The organism is Bacteriovorax sp. HI3, from assembly GCF_059738875.1.
In genome coordinates this window covers 3320998-3345760 of the sequence record NZ_AP026946.1, presented here as the reverse complement: position 1 = coordinate 3345760, position 24763 = coordinate 3320998, and the positions used below count along the sequence as shown (strand labels likewise).

Annotated in this window: 24 protein-coding genes; 13 read left to right on the top strand and 11 right to left on the bottom strand. The window is 40.5% G+C overall.

The window, feature by feature from the left end; translation table 11 throughout:
• Positions 1–3 precede the first annotated feature (3 nt).
• Both AC6JA8_RS16585 and AC6JA8_RS16580 read left to right on the top strand, forming a co-directional pair.
• Entirely contained in the window at positions 4–819 is an 816-nt protein-coding gene (locus AC6JA8_RS16585) for a ferritin-like domain-containing protein (protein ID WP_497974792.1), read from the top strand.
• Positions 819–1823: a hypothetical protein gene (locus AC6JA8_RS16580; RefSeq protein ID WP_497974791.1), complete on the top strand. Its 1005-nt coding sequence runs from the start codon at positions 819–821 to the stop codon at positions 1821–1823. Before AC6JA8_RS16585 ends, AC6JA8_RS16580 begins: the two co-directional genes overlap by 1 nt.
• On the opposite strand, the gene AC6JA8_RS16575 is transcribed toward AC6JA8_RS16580, so the two are convergent.
• On the bottom strand, positions 1820–3754 hold the full coding sequence (locus AC6JA8_RS16575; protein WP_497974790.1) for a sensor histidine kinase: 1935 nt from the start codon (positions 3752–3754) through the stop codon (positions 1820–1822). The two genes, AC6JA8_RS16580 and AC6JA8_RS16575, sit on opposite strands and share 4 nt — an antisense overlap.
• 35 nt (positions 3755–3789) lie before the next feature.
• Positions 3790–4425, bottom strand: a complete 636-nt coding sequence (locus AC6JA8_RS16570; protein ID WP_497974789.1) for a class II aldolase/adducin family protein — start codon at positions 4423–4425, stop codon at positions 3790–3792.
• A 23-nt stretch (positions 4426–4448) separates the two neighbouring features.
• On the opposite strand from AC6JA8_RS16570, the gene AC6JA8_RS16565 reads away from it, so the two are divergent.
• Positions 4449–5390: a hypothetical protein gene (locus tag AC6JA8_RS16565; protein ID WP_497974788.1), complete on the top strand. Its 942-nt coding sequence runs from the start codon at positions 4449–4451 to the stop codon at positions 5388–5390.
• Here the strand turns inward: AC6JA8_RS16565 and AC6JA8_RS16560 are convergent.
• Positions 5387–6157 (bottom strand): HD-GYP domain-containing protein, encoded by a 771-nt coding sequence (locus AC6JA8_RS16560; RefSeq protein WP_102244922.1) that lies wholly within the window; start codon positions 6155–6157, stop codon positions 5387–5389. The two genes, AC6JA8_RS16565 and AC6JA8_RS16560, sit on opposite strands and share 4 nt — an antisense overlap.
• A gap of 223 nt (positions 6158–6380) precedes the next feature.
• On the opposite strand from AC6JA8_RS16560, the gene AC6JA8_RS16555 reads away from it, so the two are divergent.
• Entirely contained in the window at positions 6381–7460 is a 1080-nt protein-coding gene (locus AC6JA8_RS16555; RefSeq protein ID WP_497974787.1) for a hypothetical protein, read from the top strand.
• 33 nt (positions 7461–7493) lie between these two features.
• Here AC6JA8_RS16555 and AC6JA8_RS16550 read toward each other — a convergent pair whose 3' ends face one another.
• Positions 7494–7850: a MerR family transcriptional regulator gene (locus AC6JA8_RS16550; RefSeq protein WP_497974786.1), complete on the bottom strand. Its 357-nt coding sequence runs from the start codon at positions 7848–7850 to the stop codon at positions 7494–7496.
• A 64-nt stretch (positions 7851–7914) separates the two neighbouring features.
• On the opposite strand from AC6JA8_RS16550, the gene AC6JA8_RS16545 reads away from it, so the two are divergent.
• Positions 7915–8307 (top strand): GFA family protein, encoded by a 393-nt coding sequence (locus AC6JA8_RS16545; RefSeq protein ID WP_497974785.1) that lies wholly within the window; start codon positions 7915–7917, stop codon positions 8305–8307.
• Between the two features lie 28 nt (positions 8308–8335).
• On the opposite strand, the gene AC6JA8_RS16540 is transcribed toward AC6JA8_RS16545, so the two are convergent.
• Genes AC6JA8_RS16540 through AC6JA8_RS16510 form a run of 7 tightly spaced genes read right to left on the bottom strand, consistent with a single transcriptional unit; the run spans position 8336 to position 15102 of the window.
• A complete protein-coding gene (locus AC6JA8_RS16540; protein WP_497974784.1) occupies positions 8336–9520 on the bottom strand; it encodes a trans-sulfuration enzyme family protein in 1185 nt (394 codons plus the stop codon).
• An 11-nt stretch (positions 9521–9531) separates the two neighbouring features.
• Entirely contained in the window at positions 9532–10914 is a 1383-nt protein-coding gene (locus AC6JA8_RS16535) for a pyridoxal-phosphate dependent enzyme (protein ID WP_102244919.1), read from the bottom strand.
• A 14-nt stretch (positions 10915–10928) separates the two neighbouring features.
• Entirely contained in the window at positions 10929–12146 is a 1218-nt protein-coding gene (gshA, locus tag AC6JA8_RS16530) for a glutamate--cysteine ligase (protein WP_497974783.1), read from the bottom strand.
• 16 nt (positions 12147–12162) lie between these two features.
• Positions 12163–13212, bottom strand: coding sequence for an ArsA family ATPase (locus AC6JA8_RS16525; protein WP_497974782.1), 1050 nt, complete (start codon positions 13210–13212; stop codon positions 12163–12165).
• A complete protein-coding gene (locus tag AC6JA8_RS16520) occupies positions 13209–14009 on the bottom strand; it encodes an ArsA-related P-loop ATPase (protein ID WP_497974781.1) in 801 nt (266 codons plus the stop codon). The genes AC6JA8_RS16525 and AC6JA8_RS16520 overlap by 4 nt, the downstream gene beginning before the upstream one ends.
• A gap of 1 nt (position 14010) precedes the next feature.
• Entirely contained in the window at positions 14011–14691 is a 681-nt protein-coding gene (locus AC6JA8_RS16515; RefSeq protein ID WP_497974780.1) for an outer membrane protein, read from the bottom strand.
• 39 nt (positions 14692–14730) lie between these two features.
• On the bottom strand, positions 14731–15102 hold the full coding sequence (locus AC6JA8_RS16510; protein WP_102244914.1) for a polyhydroxyalkanoate synthesis regulator DNA-binding domain-containing protein: 372 nt from the start codon (positions 15100–15102) through the stop codon (positions 14731–14733).
• Between the two features lie 449 nt (positions 15103–15551).
• Between AC6JA8_RS16510 and AC6JA8_RS16505 the strand changes: the two genes are divergently transcribed.
• The 8 genes from AC6JA8_RS16505 to AC6JA8_RS16470 all read left to right on the top strand — a co-directional run bounded on the left by AC6JA8_RS16505 (position 15552) and on the right by AC6JA8_RS16470 (position 24763).
• Entirely contained in the window at positions 15552–17405 is a 1854-nt protein-coding gene (locus tag AC6JA8_RS16505; RefSeq protein WP_497974779.1) for a tetratricopeptide repeat protein, read from the top strand.
• 191 nt (positions 17406–17596) lie between these two features.
• Positions 17597–18004, top strand: a complete 408-nt coding sequence (locus AC6JA8_RS16500; protein ID WP_497974778.1) for a hypothetical protein — start codon at positions 17597–17599, stop codon at positions 18002–18004.
• A gap of 107 nt (positions 18005–18111) precedes the next feature.
• Positions 18112–19869, top strand: coding sequence for an ABC transporter substrate-binding protein (locus tag AC6JA8_RS16495; protein WP_497974777.1), 1758 nt, complete (start codon positions 18112–18114; stop codon positions 19867–19869).
• A gap of 21 nt (positions 19870–19890) precedes the next feature.
• Complete coding sequence (locus AC6JA8_RS16490; protein ID WP_497974776.1) at positions 19891–20832, top strand: ABC transporter permease; 942 nt, start codon at positions 19891–19893, stop codon at positions 20830–20832.
• Positions 20833–20842: 10 nt separating this feature from the next.
• Entirely contained in the window at positions 20843–21745 is a 903-nt protein-coding gene (locus AC6JA8_RS16485) for an ABC transporter permease (protein WP_102244909.1), read from the top strand.
• 1 nt (position 21746) lies between these two features.
• Positions 21747–22760, top strand: a complete 1014-nt coding sequence (locus tag AC6JA8_RS16480) for an ABC transporter ATP-binding protein (protein ID WP_497974775.1) — start codon at positions 21747–21749, stop codon at positions 22758–22760.
• Positions 22757–23734: an ABC transporter ATP-binding protein gene (locus AC6JA8_RS16475; RefSeq protein ID WP_102244907.1), complete on the top strand. Its 978-nt coding sequence runs from the start codon at positions 22757–22759 to the stop codon at positions 23732–23734. Before AC6JA8_RS16480 ends, AC6JA8_RS16475 begins: the two co-directional genes overlap by 4 nt.
• A 150-nt stretch (positions 23735–23884) precedes the next feature.
• Complete coding sequence (locus AC6JA8_RS16470; protein ID WP_497974774.1) at positions 23885–24763, top strand: hypothetical protein; 879 nt, start codon at positions 23885–23887, stop codon at positions 24761–24763.

The window sequence follows — 24763 nt, the reverse complement described above, 5'->3', positions numbered from 1 at the left end:
TTTATGCATTACCGCGATTTTGCCAGACAGGTTCTAGAAGGGGAGAGTTTAGAAGACAAACTACTTTCTTCAAAAGACATTATTCTGACTGAGCATCTTCAAGATTATGAATTACCGCAAAATCCCGGGCGCACCAAGCGCCTGGAGTTCAATAACGAGCAGGTTAAATTCCCTCGAAGCGCAAGCTTTCACCTGGAAGATAAGAGAGGGCTTGCTTTACACTTTTTTGCCAACCACGAGCTTCTGGCAATCGAAATGATGGCCGCGGCCCTGCTGGTTTACCCGGATACTGGAAAAGAAATGATCCAGTTTAAAAAGGGATTAATTAAAACCATTCAAGACGAACAAAAACATTTAAAGATGTATCTTGCGCGTATGAAGGAATTTGGAATTGAGCTAGGGGATTTCCCGCTCAATGACTTTTTCTGGCGCTCAATGGAGAAACTAAAAACTCCTTCGCACTTTTATTCTGCTATGGCGATGACGTTTGAATCGGCCAACTTAGATTTCGCTCAGTTTTATGAGCAGAGTTTTAAGGCCGTAGAAGATTTTAAGACAGCAGAGATTATGCGTGTGGTTTTAGAAGATGAAATTTCTCATGTGGCCCTTGGCGCTCACTGGTTAAATCAGTGGAGAGGAAACCAGGATCTATGGAACTATTATCGTACGCATCTGCCGGGAGTGATGACTCCTGCCCGCGCCAAGGGGATTCAATTTGATAAAGAGATCAGAAAAAAAGCAGGCCTTGATGACGCTTTCATTCAGTCGCTAGATGAGTTTAGAGATGAATTCAAAGTCACCAACCGCAAGAACTGGTAATGAAAACCTATAAAGTCGACCTGGACTATGAAGCCTCTCTTTTTGATCCCCGCTATGAAGAAGGATCACCTTCTTCATTAAAAGTGATTAGAGAGTTTGAATATGTTTTTTTTCTGATTAATCAGGAAGCCTGTCACTTAAAAAATATCAAACAATATGATGATAATTACCTCAAACATTTAAAGTCTCTGGGGTTTAATATTCCGTCGTTTGCTCCCGATGAAAAAACATTCACTTATTGGTGGAGTCATCGCCATGAACGAGATTTAGAAAAAGAATTAAATTCTAAACTCACATCAGTTGAAATCGCAAAAGAAAGAGGATGGGGGTTTTGGCAGGGAAAAATTGCAGAGAGTGTGGAGGATGTTCTTTCCCATTTAAAAACACACCCGAATATTAAATATTGGATCATTAAGCGTCCACATAGCTTTAGCGGTATCGGGCATTATTATTTTCACGCTGATCAGGTTAATGTTGAAACATTAAAAAAGATCCTGGTCGAAAAAGTTTTATTGGAACCTGTTTATCAAAGAGTTTTTGATATCGGCACAACATTTATTATCCACAACGGAGAAATTAAGCGCCAGTTTATGGTAGAGAATTTTAATTCAGAGAGTGGGGGATTTAAAGGCGGAGCGGGCGCTTCCAATGTGGATAACTTCAAAAAATATATTCTGGAAAAATACCACTTTTCTTTAGATGAACTGGAAAAAATCACTCAGGAGATTGCTCGTACATATTTAAATAAAGGCGCTCTTTTTAATGTGCAGATCGACTCATTTATTTACCAAGAAGAAGGGCAGTTAAAACTCTATCCATTGGTAGAAGTTAATTATCGCAAAACGATGGGACTGGTTATACAGTCACTTGCTGACAAATATTCTGAAGCTCATCATGTTGAATGGAAAGTGCTTTCTTCCAAAGAAGTGACTAATGAGATGGACTCATGGATTAAAGTCTCGCCTGAAGGGAATCATTTTAGAAGTTTTTACAAAGCTTTTTAGACAATGCCGACTTTACTGAAGGCCTCATCGACATGTGAAGGGGCCGACTTATCAATGTATTTAAAAATCAAGATGACTTCTGTCCCTCGGCTGGATTCTTCTGTTGATGACTGAATACTAACTTCGCCATCAAATGATTCCATATAAGATTTCATTAAACGCATTCCAAAACCAGTTCCTTTTTCATTGTCAGTCCCTTCGGTACTCTCGATATGACCATTTAGAATGAACTGGGTCTGATCCATTTTTTTCATCCCAATACCACTGTCTTTGATAGAGACATACACGCGCTCAGGGCAATGATGAAGCTTTATGATGACTTTTGAGTTGCGATAGCTAAATTTAATAGCATTGGAAAGAGAGTTATTGAGAACCTGATTAAAGATAGCGACTGGATCCCCCCAAACTCTCACATGCTCTAGTTCCGAATTCCACTCTGTTGAGAACTCAATATTTTTAGCTTTTGCCCGCTCTTCAAAGAGATCAATTGATTCTTTGATGAGTGGAATAATGGCCACAGGCTCATTTTTGACATTAATTTTTCCATCTCCGGCCAGGATCCAGCATTTCACTCTGCTTAGAAGGAGTTTACTCTGCTTGAGCGATTTTTGCACACGATCCAATCGCGCATGTGATTTATGATCAAGAAGTGGACTCGTTTTTTTAATCGCCTCGATACTATGTTCAGCAACAAAAAAGTGATTTGCCAGGTCGTGACTGATTGTTCTCATCGCCTGTTTTAAAACTTCATTTTGTTTTTTTCTTATTTCAGATTCGACAAGATCGCGCTGAATTTTTCTCATGTTGAAATAAGCAGCAATAGAACTGACAATCATTTCAAAAACAACTGGCAAGGCCATGATGGCCGGATCATAAATTTTACGGGCAGGATAAAGATTAAAAATGGCCGTGATGGCGTAAATCATGACTGGCATCCATGAAATAATGACAAGAATGGCCAGGTTTCTATTGGTTTTCAATCCTAAGAAAGTCAAATAAACCATCGAGAGCAACATTGTAAGCTGTATAGACTGCTTAATATTATAGAAGTATCCAATCTGTTGATTGTCATACATAACCAGCATACTGATACCAATAAAGACGGTACCCAAAATTTGGTTAAGCTTAAGGACCCATTTATGATTTTTTAAATCTAAAAGAGTGTAAGTGAAGTAGACCAACGAAAGATGAAGTGTGGCCGTAAAAAACCAGTTGGCATAAAAACTTGCACCCACTGGAATGGGATTATCAAAGAAATACCCGGCAACACCTGATGAGCAATAAAAGGCCATGGCGCACGACCAGGCAAAAATCATGTAGTATACAGGGTTTTTATTTCTAAAAGAAAAGAACACAACGACCTGAACGATTGTCATCATGAAAATAAAACCAAAAAATCCATAAGCAATAATTCTTGCAACCTCCATCTCAAATTTAAATTCAGATGAAGTTTTTAAATCGATGGCAAGATGAACAAATTTAGGCGATTGAATTTTGATATAAATAGATTCTTCCGGCTGGGCTACGGGAATTTTCATCAATGGAGAATTGGTATAGATATTCAGGTTATCATTACCAATAACATTCCCCCCAGCTGCAAGCCATTCAACTTTTGAATTTTTGAATGAGTAAAAGTCAGCGCGGTCAATAAAGCGAGAGCCAACAAATAAGTAACGGTTTTTGACTGCTTTAGTGAATGTTACTTTTGCAAGTATCATTTTGGTTGATTCTTGAACTTTGATCGTGTCGTATCCGTAATAAGATCTCGGGCCTTGATCCCACTTCGCAATCCAATCTTCTTCAGCTAAATGAGAATTTAATTCTTTGATCTCGATTGATTGAATTTCAGAGTTGGTAGAAAATGCACGTCCTTCCTGGGAGGCTCCAAGAAAGATAAATAAAAAAAGAATGAAAAGACCCGTGACTTTCATGGGTCTTTTTTCGGAAAAAAAAATTAAATATGTACTTAAATCATATATTTTTGATAGAGGGAAATCGTCAGGCTTCCTGCTTCTTCGAGAGAGCGGGCATAGATGACGATTCCATCTTCATGTCCATGCATACAAAAGACGCCTGAGTCTTTGTTTTTAATGCATGCTTGAGTTGCATGGGCCATCTCAACTGTTCCATAAGGAATACTTTCACAAGTAAAGTCTGACTTATCTTCAATCATTTTTTTCCAAATCTCGCTTGAATGAATATGAAAGACAGCTGTGATGTTTGGGTTGGCCGCGTAGATAGCAGCGTGGGTAAGAGCTTCGCTGGAAGCCTCAATTGCTCCCATCATTTGAATTTTTAGTTGGTCGATTTGATAGTCGAGAACGCGTGTGTATTGGAGACCATTGAGGTCAGCGTATTTTCCAGTTTGAGTACCAGTGATGACAAATTGGGGGTGCGTGCTTGAGTGATAACAGGAATAGTCTCGAAGTGTAGACATGTTTCCGAATCCGATATGCACTTCAGGGTATTCACCAATCAAGTTCATTTGGTAGAGTTTTTTTCTCCAGTATTCAAGGGCCTCGTATTCATCGGCTAAAAGCGCCCCACACTGGGAAAAATTTGACCGGTCGTACTTGATAACTCCATCATCTATGACTTTCATGAAAATCCTTTATAATTGTCTATATGCTTGAAAAACTTATCACAAATTTTAAGAAGAGTCTCCCTGAGCCACTACGCAAAAAATTAGGCGTGGCAGAAGAGGATGAACAGGTCGAAGAGCAGGAAGAGGAAGAAGTTGAGGAGTCGGAAGCCGAATCTGAAGCATCCCCTGAAGAAGACAAGAAAAAGAAGCAGATAAGCATGATTATCAGGGTCGTGATTATCCTGGTTTTGGGATACTTGGCCCTGGATGAATTTGTTTTAAAGCAAAATTCCTCTGAGCCGTCAGTCGAAGAACTTTTAGCAGCTGCGCCAAAAAAACCAAGAAGACCGAAAAAAGTAGAGGCGACTCAACCTACTGAAGCAACCGCACCGGCCGAGGGGACTCCTCCGGCAGAAGGAGCAGTGGCCACGGCAGATACTAATGCCAGTGCGACAGAAGGAGCTCCAATTGAAAATATCAATATTGCCCCAAAAGATGAGAGCACATCTTCTTTATCATCAGATGTTCCAACATCAAACGATGTTGTTGTTGATTCAAAACCTGTAGAGACAGGAGTGGATCAAAAGCTTGATCAGTTGGTGAATAATTTTGAAAGCACAACTGAGACTCCATCAACGGGACAAATGGAAGAAGTAAAAGTTCCTTCAATGGGGGGAGCTGATGCTGAAAAACAAGAAACTTCCATGGCCTCAAAGATTGTGGATGATGTGGCAGTTGAAACTGCACCACCTGCCTATGATCAAATTGGCCGCGGGCTTGTTTACAACTGCAAAGATAAATACTGGGCCTGTGTGGATAAGCCGGCCTATGTGACATGTAATAAAAACATGAAGTGGAATAAGTCTAAGGGCAATTCTGCAGAGTGTGTGGTCCAAGCAATCTACGGCTCAGATGACGATTGTGCAAAAGTACAGAAGTACAATGTGAGTACGAGCCAGGCAACGACTTTTTGTCAGAACTAAGCAGCGTCTTTCTTGAAATCCCCAGCGATAACCTGAAGAGTGAAGGTGTCTTCGTTTTTATTTTGCTCTTTCATCATACTGGAGATGAATTTCTCAACTAACATCGGGTCAAATTGAGTTCCGGCAAATTCACGAAGTTCGGCGAAAGCAACTTCAAAAGGAAGTCCTTTGCGGTATGGTCTTGTCGATGTCATAGCATCGAATGTGTCAGCAATAAGAATGATTCTTGAAAATAGCGGAATGTCTTCACCTTTAAGCCCTTCCGGGTATCCACGTCCGTCGAAACGTTCATGGTGGTATTTTGCATTGATCGCCATCTTTTCAAAAATAGGGAAGTCTTGAAGAATCTCGTATGACTTCGACGGGTGAAGCTTCATTTCTAAAAACTCTTCGTCTGTTAAGCGCGAAGGTTTCTTTAAAACAGCATCAGGCACACCGATTTTTCCAATATCATGGAAAAGGGCCGAGACTTCTAGTTCATATAACTCGTCTTCTGAAAGCCCCATTTCTTTTCCTGCGGAAATACAGAAATAGGCCACGCGAAGCGAGTGTCCCCACGTGTAATCATCTTTACAACGAAGAGCACTTAATAAAGTTTTAATTGAAAGTTCGAAAAATTCTTTTTTGATGGATTTGATAGAAGGAGTGGATTTGATAGCGTCTTCAATGGCGCGAGAACGCGACAGTGCTTCAGCTTCAGCCTTAAGCTTTAATTCACGCTTCTCTTTTAAAGCTGACAGTTGAATTACGTTGCTTTTCTTTGTCATTACTAGTTCCAGGTTCCCATCAAAAAAGGACTACCACTTTCATTTAGTATCGGTGAGAAAAGCCTGGGACTTTAGCAAGAAAGCTAATTTGACCAAAATACGCGGAGATAGAAATTGTGGAGCGGTTGTCATCCGCCTTATAAAGTAGGCAGAACATTTTTAAATATCGCTTTTTCCAGCCTTATTTTAAAATGTTAGAGATCAAAGAAGCTTTAGGAGAATTATGCGAGAAATGGAATGCGTGCGCCAGAACCCGGCGACAGATGAGTATATTAAGAAACTTTTAAAAGAGGCAGACCTCTCGCCAAAATTCATCTCATGGGAGGATTCTCGGGTTTCAGCAAATTCACCATTGCTCTTAATCGTAGATGAAGACCATATAGATGCTTTAATTGATGTGTGTGAAGAGCGCGATTTAAAGTTAGTCGTGGCCTTAAACACAAGAAGAGAATTTAAACTAGTGTCTCAGTTAAAGGATCACTTTGATAAAATTTTTGGTTTTATCGACTTGTCTCAAGAAATTAATTACAACACTCCCTTGCTTAAAAACTATATCAATATGAATTTTTCTGCTCATGCAGTGAAGTTAGAGCAATTGGCTTCGGACCTGGATAAAGTTTATGAATTCACGAGGAGCGAGCTGACTCGAGTAAAGGATCTGCATGATCGTTTAGTGAAGGTAAGAGTCGATAGCTTAAAAGGTGTCACGGTGACTAGTAAATTCATGGCCGGAGAAAAAAGCGGAGGTGAGTTTTTTGATATGATTCAGACTGATCATAACTTCCTCTTTATTCAGGCAGGAAGTGACAGTTATATTCTTTCATCTTTAATTCTTTCTGAGCTTGAAGTTCTAAAAAACTCAACTCCAACGACAGCGGTGAAAGCTCAGAGTGAACATTTTGAGAAAATGATCAATCACCATGCTAGAGAAAACAATGCTGAAATCAGTTACTGTATTATCAACGTTGATCTAAAGACTCTTCAAGTCGACTGCCAATTCAAAGGCAATGGCGCCCTTTACTATCAGGGAGAGTTAATTGATTTCTCTGAGCCAGTAAAATTAAAACTTAAGCCCGCTGAAAAATTTTATCTGCTTTCAAATGGAGCTCTTAAAAACTTAAAAGAGCTTAATCCAAAGCTTTCTTTAAAGAGCTTCTATAAAGACAATAATGATAAAAACACGCGCGATCTGATCAATGAGTTTTTCTTTGAGGTTTCGCGAAACAAAGCAGGGAATTTCTTAATATATGATGCCCTGATGAGTGTAATTGAAGTAGACCAGAAGACCCTTTATCAAATTTAATTGTCATAAAAAGGCCCTCTTTGAGGGCCTTTTTTAATCTTCAACAATTTCTCTATTTTTTATAATTTCCAAAAGTATTTTCTTACTCTTTTGCAGCGTCTTGATTCTCGTCTCTAACTTATCGACTTCATCAAAAAACATCGCCTCCAGGTCTCTGCACATTAAAACCCTTTCTGTCTCCAGCGTACAAGGCACGATGTATTTAATATGCTTAAGCGGCACACCGGCCGCAATAAAAAGCTGTATCTTCTCAATGAGTTTTACATGCTTTTTTGAGTAGACCCTGTAGTTATTAGAAGAGCGGTCCGCTTTGATGAGCCCCATTTTTTCGTAATATCTGATAGATCTGGCAGAAACTGTAGTTAATTTGGATAGTTCATTTATTTTCATAAAGTGCTTTACCTTGACACAATGTCATAGTTTATCATCCTTAAAAACCTAAGGAGATCTTATTATGTTACAAGGTAGTTGCTGCTGTAAAAAAGTAATTTTTGAAATTTCAGAAGTTCCTAAAATGATGGGCACTTGTCATTGCAGCCGATGCCGCAAAGTCGGGGCAAGCACCATCATGTTGGTTAATAAAGACACAGTAAAGATCACTCAGGGCAAAGAATTCATTGCAACCTATGTCCCGGAAGAAGGATTCAAGTATAAAAGAAACTTCTGCAAAAACTGCGGAACATCTCTTGGGGAAATTGCATCTGAAGATGAAATGTTTCCGATTCCTGCGAATACGATTGATAGTAAGTTAACTTTAAAAAATACGTTTCATGAATTTGTGGGTGAAAAGCCTGAATGGTATGAGATTTGTGATGATGCAAAACAATTTACAGGGCATCCGGAATAAAAAAGGCTCCCGTAGGAGCCTTTCTTTTTTAAACAGATTTAAATGCTTGCTCCAGGTCATCAATTAAGTCTTGAACATGTTCAATCCCCACTGACAATCTAATCAAGTTATCCGAAAGACCAATCGACTCGCGGACTTTCTTTGGAACAGAAGCGTGAGTCATGATCGCCGGGTGCTCAATTAAGCTCTCGACTCCACCTAAACTCTCAGCAAGAGCAAAAAGTTTAACAGTTGATAGGAACTTTTTTGATTTTTTGATGTCACCTTTTAAGAAGAAAGTAATCATTCCACCAAAACCAAGCATCTGCTTTTTAGCAATTGCGTGTTGAGGGTGAGACTTTAGACCAGGGTAAACCACTCTTTCAACTTTTGGGTGTTTCTCAAGATATTGAGCAACCGCCATCGCGTTTTTCTCGTGAGCGGCCATACGGATCGCCAGAGTTTTTACTCCGCGAAGAACTAGCCATGAATCAAACGGAGACTGAGAAGGTCCGATTGAGTTTTGTAGACGGAAAAGTTCTTTTCTGTAGTGGTCGTCGTTTAACATAATACATCCACCAACAACATCGCTGTGTCCGTTGATATATTTTGTCATCGAGTGAAGTACAAAGTCAGCTCCAAGAACCAGAGGGTTCTGGAAGATTGGGCTCATGAAAGTGTTATCAACAACAACTAGGGCCTTGGCCTTTTTTGCCATGGCAGATACCGCCTGGATATCAGTAATCTTTAGAAGCGGGTTTGTTGGAGTTTCAAGCCAGATCATTGCTGGTTTGAAGTCTTTAATTTCTTTTTCAAGCTTCTTTAGGTCAGTTGTATCAACGAATCTGAAGTTGTGAGTGTGATTAAATACAGTCGTAAAAAGTCTGTATGTTCCACCGTAAACATCGTCACCGCAGATAATGTTTGATCCTGGAGGAAGTAAGTGCATCATCAGCATTTCGGCAGAAAGTCCTGAAGCTGTTACACAACAGTGTTTTGCTTGCTCAAGAGAAGCAAGACACTCTTCAAGGCGCGTACGAGTAGGGTTGTGAGAACGAGTGTACTCATATCCTTTGTGAACGCCTGGAGACTCCTGAACGTATGTCGAAGTCTGGAAAATAGGAGGCATAATCGCGCCTGTTTCTTTATCCGGCTCTCCGCCAACATGGATTGTTCTTGTGGCAACATCGTGAAGTGCTGCTTTTGTTTTTTTAGGTGTAGCTTTTTTAGTCATATCTTTCTCTCTTAAATGTTTTCTCTTTTGGCAATAAAGTTCAGGATATCAATGTTTGTCAGAAGGTTTTTAAGCTTCCCATTTTCTGTGATCAATACCACTTCTTTCTTTAAAAGTGAGTCTTGAACGTTTGCCAGAAGGTCATTGATATCAACAACTCTAAAGCCTTTGTTATAGGCAAGACTTACGTTGTCTGTAAGCTTGAATTCACCTGTGTAAAGTGGCTTTAGTAAACTCGTCTCACTCACGACACCTTTAATGATGTCTCCCTGAATAACCGGAAGCTGAGAAACATTTTTTTGTTCCATTAATTTTACAGCGTCACCGATTGTTGCATGGTCAGTGATTGAGATCACTTCGTTCTTGTCTTTACCAAGGTCTTTTAGAAGATCCCCGATAATAACGTTGAAAGAAGAATCGATGTATCCTTTGCTCATCATCCACTCATCGTTATAGATTTTTGAAGCGTATCTGTTTCCTGAATCTGGCAGAACAACCAGGATCTTTTTTGGCTCTTTTAGAGTCTTGGCGTACTTGATTGCTCCAACAACAGCTGCACCACCAGATCCACCAGTGTAGATCCCTTCTTGTTTTAGAAGAGCGCGAGTCATTAGGAATGATTCTTTATCGCCGACAACGACCCAGTCATCAATCACTTTGAAATCGTAGTTTTCTGGAATGAAGTCTTCTCCGATTCCTTCGATAACGTATGAGCGAGCGCCACTTAGATCCCCTGTGCGGGCGAACTGAGCAACGATTGATCCTTCAACGTCAACACCAACTGTTTTAAGATTTGGCATTTTCGTTTTTAGGTACATTGAAACACCAGTGATTGTTCCACCAGTACCAACTCCGGCCATATAAACATCGAAGTCACCTTTAGTTTGTTCAAAAATTTCAGGCCCTGTTGTTGCCACGTGAGTTTCGCGGTTCCACAGGTTGTCGTATTGGTTTACGTAGTACGAGTTTGGAATTGTTTCAGCAAGGCGCTTTGAAACTGAGTAGTATGATCTTGGATCTTCCGGCTCAACATCTGTAGGGCATACAACAACTTTTGCTCCGAAAGCTTTCAGGTTATTTACTTTTTCAATAGACTGCTTGTCTGCCATAACGAAGATACACTTGTATCCGTTAACCGCGGCCCACATCGCAAGTCCTACACCAGTGTTTCCTGATGTTCCTTCGATGATTGTTCCACCTGGTTTTAGTTTCCCGGCAGCGATCGCACGGTCCATGATAAAACCACCGATACGGTCTTTACTTGATCCACCTGGGTTCATGAACTCTAGTTTTACATAGATTTCTGACTCCACACCTGTTGTTACTTTGTTAAGTTTTACAATCGGTGTCCATCCAATGGCATCTAAGATGTTTTTCTTAGCTCCTGTCATCATAATATATTCTCCCTTTAAATTACTTCTTTGATCTCATGGGCCGAAGCTAGCGTCGATAATCTTGCGATAACCGAATACACAGCTTCTTTCATCGTGTGGTCTTGAGCTTCTTTAACAACTTCACTCATGCAAAGTTTTCTAAAAACCATCCCACGGCTGTTTAAGTTTCCAATATTGTCTTTTTCACCGTTGATTCTCATGAACCCACCAATTGACTGGCAATTGATAAGGTAGATGGTGATCTCAGCTGGTTTGTCATCGTACTTAATGATCGTCTCAACACCTTCTTGAACCAGAAGGGAAGTGAACTTGATTGAGTTTTTACCCACATCCATTTTGTTGCGGGTTTTGCGGTTCATGTTGATGATCTCTTCACCAGACGACACAACTGAAATTCCCATTCCGTATGTCCCTTGAGAAGCTTTCACGAACACTTTTGATCCCGGAGGAAGTTCAGCAATGATCCCATCAACTGCAGCACCAAGTGTGTCTAGTCCACTTTTTTCTTCGAAGTCGACATGGTCAACGCCGATAAATCTTGCCTGGATTAAATTCGGGTCAATTCCAAAGTGAGCACAAAATTCATCCGCCACTTGTTTGTAGTATTTGAAGTGTGTATTTTTTTGTCTTCTAAACCATCCGATCTTCGGAGTTGGATTGATGAGAGTCTTAACTTCGTTCCAGTTAACAGGAAGCGGATTAGACTGATCGTTATTGCAGATAACGAAATCACATTTTTTTGTCAGACCGTAGATCTCACCGTTTTCTAATCTGGCCTTTTCTATTGTCAGCGATGTTCCACTTTGTGAAACCAGAGAAAGAGAATTGCTTCCTTCAAAAGGCGCTTCATCAAAAGTCAGGAAGATGACCTCGTAACCAGAGTCTCTTACTAATTGAGCAAGCTTCGTCAGGTGATCAAGATAGAAAAGGTTTTTGGTGTGAGACTCTGGAATGATTCCCACAATCTTTGCCTCAGGTGCAATTTTAGAAATGGTATTCTTCACAATCACGGCAGCGTCTGCAAAGTCGGCCGCGCAGAGATTATTAAATCCTGCAGGGTACATGTTGTGATCAACGGGAGCGTATTTTGTTTTACTCTCTCTTACGTCGACGCTTGAATAAAAGGGGATGGGCAGACCTTGCTTTTTATCGTGCAGGTATTGATTAACGATGTCGTAGTTATTGAAAATGAAATTTTCAAATTCTTCTTTAGTGTTGATTTTGAATGCCATGAAACCTTCAGTGATATCAGGCCTTAAATTGTAAGGCCAGGCCCTTAACGTGCTCCAATGGAGAAGGACTATTTATTTCATGGAATTTTAGTACGTTTGTGAAGTTTTTACTAGCAAACTCAGCAAGCTTAGCCTCGCGAGTCACCATACCTGACTTTAGCTTTGAAAGTGGAGCATTTCCTGCGGGTTCCCAGGCGTTCAAATACGGCGTTAGGCACTTATTGATAACTAGAAATAAGTCATCGTGAATAAAGTGTCCTGCCTGATCTTTTAGCCCCTGTGCTTCATTGATTTTTTGCTGCTCAACCGAAGTGACCAGAAACCAGTTGGAGAATGCCTCATTCTTTAACTCTTCCTGGAATTCCAGCGCGTGAAGGAAGGAGTCGCGGCTTCTATAAAGGGCAAGGACAGCGTCAATGAATTCACGAACAAATTCGGCACCCGTCACATCTTCCAGATAACTTAAAAGTTTGTTTACCCCTGTGGAGATAATCTTAGTGAAGATTCCCTGGCTTTTTGACGAACCACCGTGAATGCTTTTTCCGAGGTACTCAAAGATTTCCAAAAAGGATTTATCAAAGAAGTTTTTAATCTTCTCAGAAGACTCGAGGAAGTCGATAAAGTGTTTTCCAGGAGGAGTGTCGAGGATAATAGTATCGTAGACATTTTTTTTGATTTGATACTGCACTTCAATGATCGACATAATCTCATTCATTCCGCCATAAGGGCGAGAGAGAGTTTTGATGATGGTCGATTCAAACTCAGCTTCCAGTCCTTTTTCAACTGCAATGCGCTTGAGTGTCGCTCCCGGCGACATTAACATCGCATCGAAGGACTTATTTTTATCCTGGCCGAAGAGATCAAGAGTAATCGTGTTAATCACACCATCATCTGTGTCCGGAAGATTGAGAATTTGTTTTAATCTTTTAGCGGGATCAATAGTGATCAGAAGAACTTTTCGCCCTTCTTCGGCTAAGGCCAAGGCCCTGGCCGTGGCCACAGTCGTTTTTCCCACGCCGCCAGTTCCGCAAAAGAGTTCAACTTTTTTCTGAGGGATATTGATCATAGAAAAGCCCCCATGTGAGGAGCGAGTTCTTCGATCACACCCACTTGTTCACTCTCATCAATATGCGGAAGAGATTTAATATTTCCGATGATTTCTTTTTCCAGTTCAATCTTGTTTTTTAAAAAGTCCGGAAGATCTTTTTCATCGATATGGTTGTCTTTTAAATATTTCAGGTAAGAATCGTTCACCATCAGCTCGACATTTAAATCAGGCCCATTGCTGTTGGCCAGCTCGTTTTGCAGGTCGCGGGCTTCATTGATAGCGAGTTCTGTTGCCAATGAAACAATCAGCGTTTTTAAATGCCCTGGACGGCTTAAAAAGGAGTGCATTTTCTCAATGTCTTTAACGATGAGTCCTGCTCTGAAAATCTTTTTAAAGTTCGACGAAGACTCAAACATCGTGAGTGCATGCCCTGAGGCCGGGGAGTCGAGAACGATGACCAGGTCGGGATTTTTATCCAATTCATCCAGGATATGCCCGAGGAGAATCATGTGACCAAGGCCCGGGATCATTTGAAAAAGCGATTTAAAAAAATGCGTTTTCATAATCCATGAAGCAATGGTTTTGGAATTGAGTTTTCTTCCGATGTAAATTTCAGCAGAAGTATTGAGATCGATATCTAAAACCGGAAGTGCGAGCTTTTTCCAAAGCGTTCTTTCCGGTTCCTGATAAAATGAATTGTATTTTACGTTATGACCAGTGCTCTCAAGATGCTTGGTCATTGCCATGGCCAGAGACGTTTTTCCTACGCCGCCTTTACCTGTCAAAATGTAGAGTCGTTTAGGCGGAACTTTCATATTAATTGAAAGTGTACATTCCAAGGATCAGAAGTTTCATATATGAGCCTTCCAGATCTGGACCGTTTTCTTGTCTAACATCAAATGGGTCGTGATAGTGGGCGATAACACCTACTGTGGCCTGGCTATTAAGTCTTAATTCAACTCCGGCACCAAGGTTCATACCGAAGACTAGTTGTTCGCGTGTCTTGGTTAAAACGCCATTAATGTTTCTTGTCGCGCTCGGCTCATAAAAGCCAAATCCACCAAGAACGAAAGGTGAGAAGGCATCAAATTGGAAACCCTTCCCTTTAATTGAAAGCGCTAGTCCTTTAATCGTGACGTCGCGGTTTAAGTATTTGTGCTTTGACCAATGTAGGTTGGCCATAAAGTCAAAAGAGTAGCTGGCAGAGTAGTTGTAATAAAGATCAGGAGTGATCTTATCCGTTCCGTGATCGTGGAAATCAGAGCGAAGAAACGTCTGACCTACACCAATACCAATAGAGTGCTTATTAATCTCATCTGGGATGCGAGAGTCACTGGCAGAAGGAATGTTGTTGTTAACTTTTTTGGCGCTTTCTTCGCCGGTGAGCACATGGATATTTGGCTTGATTTGTTTTTCCTGAGCCTGGGCTGGAGAAACAAAAACACCCGCCATAAAGACGGGTGTCATAAGAACTATTTTTAAAATGTTGTTTAGCATTAAGTACCTTTAGTTTAAGAGGGAACTAATGCTTAAATTTTAGTTTAAAGTAGTTGTAGTTTCAATAGCAGAGTTTTCATTGTTCATGAAAGGTGCTTTGAACTCAGAAACTTCACCACCAAGCTTCTTTTCTAGAGCTTTGATGTGTCCTGTGAATGTTCCTTCTTCTGAGCGGATTACACGCTTAAGAAGTTCAACATCTCCAGCTCTAGTTGATTTTTTCTCTTGATCAAAAAGAAGTTGGATTTGAGTGATGTAAGTGATGTCATTCTTAGTTTTGTTGTCGATAACTTGGATTTCGTTACCTTCGCGAATGATTTGTGCGATCTCTTCTAGAGTCACGTAACAGCTCTGGTGAGTGTCATAAAGTTTTCTGTTTTGGTAACGCTTAATGATTCTTACGTCGCTCATACTAATTTCCCCTATTTTATCGAGAACCTTTTTAATTGGTTCTCAGAATATTGGTTTTAAGGCTTTATGCCGTAAACTTTCTATCACAAAAAAAAAGCACAGAATCTCGGTTTCGCAATATTAAGTACTTTTTTCACTAAACCTTTAGACTACCTTTTTTTCTTTTGAAAATCGGGTACTTAGGGTGCATTCCAAACGAAATGGTGCCCTCCTAAGGCTTAGCGAGCCAAGAAATAACAACATTGATTTGATGCTGTCAAACATTTCCCAAATAATTTTTGCTGTTCTTTTTAAATTTTTTTAATAATGCAATTAAATCAAGTATTAGGAGTGATGCGAAAAAATGGCCGCTTTGCTTCTAAATCCTAGTTTTATTTAAAGCTCATGGGGGCAGAAGTCGATGAAGTTTCGAGGGAGATTATTTCCTCGACTGCGATGGATATCAGCCTATGCGCACTTTAAGATTTTCACTTTTGGCCATTCTTTTAACATTCATTTCATGTTCACAGATGACGTATTCTCCTAAGGGCGAAGCGTATAAAGAAATTAAATTTAATCCCACTGCAGAACTTGGAATTAAGAATGGCGATCTCAAAGAGATGGTGGAAAGCGCTCTTAAAGTGGGAGGAAAAGCTCCAGAGTATCTGGCCACTGATTTATTCATCAAAGGAAACGATGCTTCGATTCGCGGAGATTTTCAAACCGCGGGAATTATCTTTAGAGCAGTCAGTGAACTGCAGCCCGATGATCTTTATGTGAAAAGAAAATTGGCCTATGAGCTTATTCGTTCAGCAAAAGAGCCAGACTTAAAAGAAGCAGAAAAAATCCTGGAAACTGTTTTTAAAAAAACAGACTCTAAAGATGAAACTGTCGGTCTTATTTTAGGAAGTGTTCATTCTTCATTGGAAAAAACGAAAGAAGCCCGTGCTGTTTATCAGCGCCTTTTAGCGGTTAATCCCAATTCAGAGGAAGCGTGTTTATACCTTACTCGATCTTATGTGGCAGATAAAATGTTTAAGGAAGCGCACTCGCTTTTAAGCAGCTGTGAAAAGCGCTCACCTGATAGTCCTGTCTTTTCATTTTTCCGCGGAAGAATGGAGTACGACAGAGGAAACAAAGCCGTTGCTCAAGCACACTTTGAAAAATCATTAAAAATTGATCCTACATACTCGCAAGCGGCAATGGCGATTGGCGCTCTTTATGAAGAAAAAGAGCAGTTTGCTAAAGCGCTTAAAGTTTATAAGAAGTTTGTAGATAATGAAGAAAACGCCGGCAACACCCAGGTGCTCTCGCGCATGGTGACGGTGATGTTCTCAATGGAAAAAACAGCAGAGGTTCTGCCTTATGCTGAGACATTAGTTTCTTTAGATAATACGGATTTGAACTTAAAGGTTCGTCTGGGATTATTGTACTCAGATATGGAACGCTATGATGAAGCGGCTAAACTTTTTAAAGATGTTTTAGAAGTTGTGCCTGAGTCGGATAAAGTTCTTTACTATCTTGGGGCCCTTCATCAGCAAACAAACCAGCCGGCAGAAGCGATAATGTATTTTAAGCGCATCGGTGCAAGTAGTCCGCTGTTTGGCGACGCTGGACTTCAAGTTGGACAGATTATGGGCGTGCGTGCGCGCGAAGAATTTGTTCAAGGCAAAGTTGATTCTATGAAGACCTTTAACCAATTCGTTGATGGAAGAGTAAAAGAGAATCCGGAAATGACGATGGAGCTTAAAATGCTTCAGGCGAGTTTCTTTGAAGACACTTTCCAATACAAAAATGCAATTGCCACTTTATCGTCTTTAAAGGAGCACAAGAATTTTACAGAAAGCCATAGCTATTACCTGGCTTCGATTATGGAAAAAGACGGACAGTATAATGAAGCTAGAAAACTAGTGCAGGTGATTGTAGACAAAGATCCAAACAATGCTCATGCGCTTAACTTCTTAGGTTACTCATATCTAGAAAGAAATGAAAAAATGGATGTGGCCTTCGAATATATTTCGAAAGCTGTTTCATTAAGACCGGATGACGGGTATATTAGAGACTCACTTGCATGGTATTTTTACCAGACAGGCAAATACCACGAAGCTTTAGCAGAAGCGAGAAAGGCCATCGAGTTAGTCAAAGGTGATCCCACGATCACGAAGCACCTCGGAATGATTTATCAGCGTCTGCACAATTATGATAAAGCAAAAATGTATCTGACTGAGGCGCTAAAGAGTGCTCAGGCAAAAGCAGAGAGAGAAGACGTATTAAGACTTTTAGAAGATGTGGAAAAAAGCAGATTACCGGCCTCTATTCCTTAGGGCTTGGCTGTTTATTATTTCTTCTAGCTTCTTGTGCGACAGAAACTCCAAAATCAGCGGCCAATTTTCAAACCGAATTCCAAAAGATTTGTGTAGAGGGAAGTGGAAACGGCCGCATCGAGCTTTTATCTACTAAACATATTTTTTCTTACGAATCTCAGATTTCACGAAAAGAAAACAGGTTCGATTTAGTGTTAGATTTTCCTGTTATCGGCGAGAGAGAGCTTGCGTTATCTCTTGATCCAGAGTTCGTAAACCGTACGATTAAAAATTCTGAGATTACTGAGCTTTTAAAAGATCAACTAGGCGAGAGAACTGACAAGGCAAGAATAGCTAAGAGCATTGAAGAGTTCTTTGTTTTTGCTTCTGATTTCATGCGCTTCAAAGCGGCGAAGGTTTATCCTAAACATTTTTCGGCCAGCTTTTCTGACAACCATTTCATTATGGAGCGCACTACACCTTCATATAGATTTGTTGTTGATAACTCGGTTCCTAACCAAAAATTCTATGAGAGAGTCGTCTTTAAAATCTTCGTAAAAGACCTCTCAAATGATCCCATTTTGACACTGTTTTTAGTCCCTAAAGAATGCGACATGTAAGTATTGTGACGCATTAAAAAAAAATCCCAAAAAAAATGACAAATGCAGAGAATCATAGATATAAATAAAAGTCCGACCATTTTATTTTGTTAATCGAGGATTTTTAAATGAAAATGCGAAACATCTTATTGGCCCTGTCTGTTGCTGCAGCGACTGTATTAACTGGCTGTGCAAAAAAACAAGACGCGAGTGAACGCGTTCTTAACATCGTGAGCCCTGCTGAAATTAAAGGTTACGATCCGATTATGTCGGACGATCTTTACTCTGGTAGAGAGATCGCAAAAATCTATGAAGGCTTACTAGCATATCATTACCTAAAAATGCCGTATGAGCTAATTCCTAACCTTGCTGAAGCAATGCCGGAAGTTTCTAAAGATGGTATCACTTACACTTTCAAAATTAGAAAAGGTGTTCTATTCCAAGACGACGCTGCTTTCCCTAATGGAAAAGGTAGAGAAGTAGAAGCATCTGACTTCGTTTACTCAATCAAGCGTCTTGCTGATTCAAAAAACCAGGCGAGCGGATGGTGGATCCTTGATGGAAAACTTAAAGGTCTAAACGAGTGGCGCGATAAAAACGCTAATCTTCCAGCGACTAACTACGATGAAGAAGTTGAAGGTCTAAAGGCCCTTGATAAATATACACTTCAATTCAAACTAGCGAAGCCATTCCCGCAATTCCTATACTCTCTAGCAATGGGATTCACTTCAGTAGTTTCTAAAGAAGTTGTAGCGAAGTACGGAAAAGAGTTCATCAACCACCCGGTTGGAACTGGACCATACGTTCTTCCAAAGTTCGACCAAGGTAAACGTATCGTTTACACAAAGAACCCAACTTTCAGAGAAAAGTTCTACCCAAGTGATGCTTCTCCAGAATACCAAAACCTTCTAGGGGATGCTGGAAAGAAACTTCCACTTGTTGATAAAGTTATCGTGCACGTAATGGTTGAATCTCAACCAGCATGGTTAAAGTTCAACAAAGGTGAAATCGATTACTTTGGTGTTCCAAAAGATAACTTTGCAACTGCAGTTAAAGACAACAAGATCTCAGGTGAGCTTGCTGATAAAGGAATCGTTCTTACGATCTCTCCACAGCTTGACGTTACTTACACAAGCTTTAACTACGACAACAAACTTTTCCACAACACGAACCTAAGAAGAGCTATGTACCTTGCTTACGATGAAGCAAAGGCTAACGAACTATTCTACAACAACACAGCTTTCCCAGCTCAATCTATCGTTCCTCCTGGAATTGCTGGTAACGATCCAGCTTACAAAAACCAGTGGAAAGGACCAAACATTGAACTAGCTAAGAAGACTCTTGCAGCAGCAGGATACCCAGAAGGGAAAGGTCTTCCAGAAATCGTTTACGACATCCCAGATTCGACAACATCTCGTCAGATGGGTGAATACTTCCAAAAGCAAATGGAGCAAATCGGAATCAAAATCAAGATCTCTGCTTCTCCATGGCCAGAATTCCAAGCTAAGCTTAAGAAGAGATCAGGACAAATGTTCGGTATCGCATGGGGAGCAGATTACCCAGATGCTGAAAACTTCCTACAACTTTTCTACGGACCAAACTCAGCACCAGGTGCTAACAGCTCGAACTACAACGATCCAAAGTTCAACAAGGAATTCGAGCAAGCTGTTATGATGCAAGATTCTCCAGCGAGAACTGCTCTATACGTAAAACTAAACAAGTACATTGCTGAAGAAGCAGTAAGCTTATTCGGTGTTCACCGTCAGGCGTACACTCTTCAACAATCATGGTTAAGAAACTACCGTGCATCTGATCTTCACCACGACAACGTTCAGTACCTGAACCTTGATACGGCTAAAAAAGAAGAGATGGCTAAAAAGTTTTAATCTCAAATAGGTTTATAAGAAATGAATTTGTACTCTTACATTCTACGCAGGCTCCTCTATGTCGTCCCAGTACTACTGGGAGTCTGCTTAATTATCTTTGTTATCTTTAACGTTGTTGCTCCAGATCCAGCGTTCATCCTTTTAGGAAAACACGCGACTCACGAGCAAATCGCCCAACTTCACCACGAGCTTGGAATGGACCGCCCTTTTTGGGAGCAGTACCTTTCAATCGTAAGATCAGCTTTCACATTTGACTTTGGTTATTCATGGTCATCTAAGCAGCAGATTTGGGAAATGATTAAGGCCGGAGCAGGGCCATCTTTATCGATCACTGTTCCACTATTTATCATCGTTAACATCGTCTCTATTTCAACAGCGCTACTTGTTTCTTTCTACCGCGGTAAATTGCTGGATAAGACAGTTCTTATCCTTTCTATCGCGATGATGAGTATTCCAAGTTTAGCGTACATCCTTTTTGGTCAGTGGTATTTCGCTTACACACTTGGATGGTTTGAAATCTCAGGGTACGAAGCAGGATTTCCAAACTTCATTCCTTATACAATCCTTCCAGTTCTTCTTTACATTGCAATCAGCTGGGGACCAGACACAAGATTCTACCGTTCAGTAATCCTGGACGAAGTTTATCAGGACTATGTTCGTACAGCGCGCGCTAAAGGTGTGGGCGAACTAAGCATCATGTTCAAGCACGTACTAAAGAACGCGATGATCCCGATTCTAACTTATGTAATTATCCAGATTCCTTTCCTTATCCTAGGGCTCTTACTTGCTGAAGCTTTCTTCAGTATTCCAGGATTAGGCGGGATTACAATTAAAGCAATCAATACGAGTGATTTCCCGGTCATTAAAGCTATGACGATTTTAAGTGCGGTAGGGTTTATCATTTTCGGTGTTATCACAGACGTTCTATACACTGTGGTTGACCCGCGTATGAGATTGAAATAGGACGAGAAGAATGACGACAGATACTAAAACTATTGCACTAGAAGTTCCGGCTACGAAAAATAAAGCATCAAAGTCTCTGTGGCAGCATGCTTTCTCTACAATCGTTAAAGACAAGCTTGCGCTTGTTTCTTTGATCATTGTTGGGTTTTACTTTTTGATCGCTCTTTTAACTTTCCTTGGCGTTATCGCCAGCAACTGGGGAGTTGAAGTAGGTCCTTCATACGCACCACCAAGTGCAGAATACATTTTCGGAACAGATATTTTCGGAAGAAGCGTTTTCTTAAAGATGGTTAAGGGGGCGGAAACGGCCGTTGCCATCGGTTTAGCGACTTCTTTCATCGCTTTATTCATCGGAACAACTCTTGGAGCTCTTGCTGGTTATTTCGGTGGGATCGTTGATGAAATCATCGTTTGGTTTTACACAACATTCTCATCAATCCCATTCATCATGCTTCTGGTTGCGATCGCTTTCATCATGGGGAAAGGAACCTCTACAGTATTTATCTCTCTCGGGGTTACGAGTTGGGTAGGTCTGTGCCGTATCGTCCGTGGTGAGGTTATGAAGCATAAAGACCGCGAGTACTCTCAAGCGGCAAACGCTTTAGGTGCTGGTCACACAAGAAAAATTTTCAAGCATATTTTACCGAACATCACTCACGTTCTTATCATCAACTTCTCGCTGACTTTCGAAGCAGCGATTAAGTCTGAAGTTATTCTTTCTTACCTGGGTCTTGGAGTTCAAGGACGTCCGAGCTGGGGAACAATGATTGATGACTCGAAACTGGAGCTTGCTCGTGGAGTGTGGTGGCAGTTAGGTGCTGCGACTCTGGCAATGTTCTTTATCGTTCTTGCTTTTAACATTCTTGGAGACGCTCTTCGCGATGCTCTCGATCCAAAATTGAAAGGGAAATAAAATGACTGAAAAAGTCTTAGAAGTAAAAGATCTGGTCGTTGAGTTTAAGACTGACCGTGGAACGATTAAAGCGGTTAATGGTGTAAACTTTGACGTTTTCAAAGGGAAAACTGTAGGGATTGTAGGAGAGTCTGGATCAGGTAAATCTGTTTCTGCTCTAGCGATCATGGGACTTATCCCAAATCCTCCAGGGCGCGTAGCAAGTGGACAAATTCTTTTTAAAGGAAAGAGTTTAGTTAACATGGACGCTGCTGAAATGAGAAAAATCCGCGGTAACAAAATCGCGATGATTTTCCAGGAGCCAATGACTTCACTTAACCCGGTATTCACTATCGGAAATCAAATTGAAGAAGTTATTGAACTTCACCAACCTCAATTATCTAAAAAAGAAAGAGAAGCAAAAGCTGTCGATATGCTACGCCTGGTAGGAATTCCTTCTCCTGAAAAGAGAGTTAAAGAATACCCTCACCAACTTTCAGGTGGGATGAGACAAAGGGTAATGATTGCTATCGCGCTTTCATGTGAGCCAGATGTTCTTATCGCTGATGAGCCGACAACTGCTCTGGACGTAACAATCCAGGCTCAAATTCTTGAGCTAATGAAAAAACTACAAAAAGAACTGGGAATGGGAATCATCCTGATCACTCACGATCTTGGTGTCGTTGCTGAAACATGTGACACTGTTGCGGTTATGTACTGTGGTCAGATCGTAGAGACGGCCGACGTAAAAACACTTTTTAATCACCCAAGACATCCATACACGAGAGGGTTGATGAACTCGATTCCTTCTTTTGACTCTACTAAGAGCCAGAGAAAAGAAAGACTTCAGACAATCGAAGGAATGGTTCCATCGCTGTTTGATCTACCAGCAGGATGTAATTTCCAGGACCGTTGTTCAAGTGTAACTGAACACTGTCGTGGGTCTCAAGGTGAACCAACACTAAGAGACATGGAAGCAGGTCACTTAGCGGCTTGTTTTAACCCTCTAAAGCAATTTGAAGGTAAAGGTCTATGAGCGAATATTTATTAGAAGTAAAAAACTTAACGAAAGTTTTCCCAATCAAGGGTGGGCTTTTAGGGCGTGAAGTTGGGGCCGTGAGAGCGGTTAATGACATCAGCTTTAAAATTAAAAAAGGTGAAACTCTTGGTCTTGTAGGGGAGTCTGGATGTGGAAAGACAACTCTGGGAAGATCAATTCTAAGATTGATTGAGCCAACTTCAGGTGAAATCATTTTCGATGGAAAGAACATCGAGAAAGCATCTCCAGCTGAAATGAGAGCGATCAGAAGAAAAATGCAAATCATTTTCCAGGACCCATACGCTTCATTAAATCCGCGTATGACAATTGGTGATATTCTTGCTGAGCCAATGGATATCCATGAGCTACACACTGATAAAGCTGCAAGAAAAGCTCGTCTTCTTCAACTACTTGCTCAAGTTCAACTTCCAGCAGACGCTCTTAATAAGTACCCACACGAATTCTCTGGTGGACAAAGACAGCGTATCTGTATCGCTCGCGCACTTGCTGTTGAACCAGAATTCATCGTATGTGATGAACCTGTTTCTGCTCTAGACGTTTCGGTACAAGCTCAGGTTGTAAACCTGCTAATGGATCTTCAAAAAGAACTAGGTCTAACATACCTTTTCATCGCTCACGACCTTAAGGTTGTTGAGTATATTTCGAACCGTGTAGCGGTAATGTATTTAGGAAACATGGTAGAAGTTGCTGAGTCTAGCGAACTATATGGGGATGCAAAGCACCCTTATACTAAAGCATTATTCTCGGCCATTCCTCATCCTAGTACGGATAAGAGACCAGATCGTATTATCCTTGAAGGAGACATCCCAAGCCCGATGAATCCACCACAAGGATGTCATTTCAATCCAAGGTGCTGGAATGCCACGGATGTTTGTCGTCAAACTTTTCCAAGCGTGACTCAACATTCTGGGACGCATATGTACCGTTGTTACAATCCGATTAGTAAGTAAAAGTTCATTTAGTTTAATAGGTCTAATCCAATAGAACTACAGTCTAAAGCCTCAGGTATTCTGAGGCTTTTTTTTGTCTAAATTATGTCAATTATTTTCATTTTGTTCCGAAAAGATTGAGAGGGAAAACCCTCTAAATTTAAGGAAAAAATGAACTTCAACTTTAAACTCATCAGAAACGAAATGCTCGCACCTGGAGATATTTTTTGGCAGAAAAAATCTGGTCAAAACTTACTTGTTTCTAAAAAAGGTGACGTCATCAATTTCGAGTTAATTAAAAAACTCGAGGCCGCTGAGCAAACGCTTACAATTGAAAATTTAATTGATCCACATGTTCGTCATGAATTTGAAGCCGTCTACGAAAAATACTCTTCTGAAGTTTTAATGAGAGACAAGATTAAGTGGCGTGAGCAATTAATTGAGCTTTTAAGAGTAGAATTTATTGAAAAAGAAAAAGAGCAGTTTGAACTTAATATGCTGGCGTGGAAGTTCTTCTCTAAGTTTTCAAATGAAGAAGGGATGACCTTCATGGAAAGAGACAGCGAACTCTTTAAAAGACACCTGAGTGTGGCAAGCTCTTATGCTTTCTGCGCTTTTCTTCTTGGTTATTACGAGTCTGATTTCCTCTCTAGACTATTCTCTTCAACTCTGGAGAGTTTGATGCATTTAGGGGAAAGCGTAAACGTTATGAGCTTAAAAGAGAAACTAGACTACTTATCATTCCAGGAAAGTTTTCTTCCTGAAGATTTTAAAGTGGTCAGAGAAATCGCCACAGATGAAATGTTAAATAAGAGCGTTCTATTTGAAAAATATGACGGGTCAGGAATTCGCAATATTAACTCTCGCGAAATGAGTGACCTGGAAATTGTAATGGTAGCTTTAAACAGTTCTTACGGCTTTAAAAAGTGCCTTGATAAGAATGTGCTTCAGGCAATTGATTGCGGCGATTTTAAATGCGAAGGCAAGACCCAGAGGCTTTTAAAACGCGTGCTGATGAAAAAAGAAAGAACGGCAGATGTAGCCGCTTAA